This is a genomic window from Ideonella sp. B508-1 (assembly GCF_000333615.1).
In the GTDB taxonomy this organism is placed as follows: Bacteria; Pseudomonadota; Gammaproteobacteria; order Burkholderiales; family Burkholderiaceae_C; genus Ideonella.
Genome location: NZ_BADL01000108.1, coordinates 1 through 1157 on the forward strand (window position 1 = coordinate 1; position 1157 = coordinate 1157).

Annotated in this window: 1 protein-coding gene and 2 pseudogenes; 1 reads left to right on the forward strand and 2 read right to left on the reverse strand. The window is 68.5% G+C overall.

Features of this window, described 5'->3' with window-relative positions; all coding sequences use genetic code 11:
• Nucleotides 1–86 precede the first annotated feature (86 nt).
• The gene (locus I73_RS25930; protein ID WP_051049011.1) at nt 87–275 is read right to left on the reverse strand and encodes a 2Fe-2S iron-sulfur cluster-binding protein; all 189 of its coding nucleotides are present in this window, start codon (nt 273–275) and stop codon (nt 87–89) included.
• Between I73_RS25930 and I73_RS04610 the strand changes: the two are divergent.
• Nucleotides 275–826, forward strand: a pseudogene (locus I73_RS04610) (ubiquinone biosynthesis regulatory protein kinase UbiB); the annotation flags it as partial. The gene I73_RS25930 and the pseudogene I73_RS04610 overlap by 1 nt on opposite strands.
• Nucleotides 827–890: 64 nt before the next feature.
• Here I73_RS04610 and I73_RS04615 read toward each other — a convergent pair.
• Nucleotides 891–1157: pseudogene (locus I73_RS04615) on the reverse strand (spermidine/putrescine ABC transporter substrate-binding protein PotF); the annotation flags it as partial.

Below are 1157 nucleotides of genomic sequence, written 5' to 3' on the forward strand. Positions count from 1 at the left end.
CCGGAGCACGCCGGGTTTTGGCCGACACCAAGCAAGGATCAGACCCGAATCTGACGCTGGGGTGACGTTCTTCGGTGCCGGAAGGATCAGCGCTGCTGGGCGCCAGGCGCCAGCAGGGTCACGTCGCCCAGGGCTTCGGCCACACAGGGCAGCACCTCGCCCTGGGCGCGCTTCTCGGCGCTCAGGCCGGGCCAGTCGATGCGGTAGCGGATGTCGCCTGCCGTCAGCTGGCAGCGGCAGGCGCGGCAGCTGCCGTTGCGGCACGAGCGTGGCACACGTGGAAAGCGGCTGGGTGCCGCCCAACACCCGGGTGGATGCGCTGGAGGCGGCCATCCGCGCCGTCTGCGAACCGCACTTCGACCGGCCATTGAAGGAGATCTCGCTGGGCCAGGTGCTGATGCGCCTGTTCCAGACCTCGCGCCGCTTCAATGTGGAGATCCAGCCGCAGCTCGTGCTGCTGCAGAAGACGCTGCTGAACGTCGAGGGCCTGGGTCGCGAGCTGGACCCGGACCTGGACCTCTGGTCCACCGCCAAGCCCTTCCTGGAGCGCTGGATGAACGAGCAGCTGGGTTGGCGCGCCCTGGTGCGCCAGCTCAAGGCCGAGGCCCCGCGCTACGCCCAGCTGCTGCCCGAGTTGCCGCGCCTGGTGCACCAGCGTCTGCAGGAGCGCCCCAACCGCGAGCCCGACCCGGTGCTGTTGGCCCTGCTGCGCGAGCAGCGCCGCACCAACCGCCTGCTGTCTGCCGGCCTGTGGAGCGCGCTGGGCTTTCTGCTGGGCGTGATGGTCGCCCGTCTGGTGGTGCAGCTGCACGGCGGCGGCTACTGAGCCGCCCTGCCGTGCCCCATGGAAAAGCCGCCCCTCGGGGCGGCTTCGTTTGGGTGGGTCCAGCTTACTTGCTGGCCTTGAAGTGGGTGAACACCCGGGTCTGCACCCGCTTGATGTCCTGCGGCACGCTGTCCGGCGGGGTCATCTTGGCCATGTCGGTGGCGCTCAGGAAGATGGTCGGGTTGCTGGCCACGTCCTTCTTCACGAACTTCAGCGAGGCCTTGTTCGGGTTGGCGTAAAACACCTTGTTCGTCAGACCGGCGTGCACTTCGGGGCGCAGGATGTAGTTGATGACTTCAGCGCGTTCTTCGGGTGCGGCGCATCGGCGGGA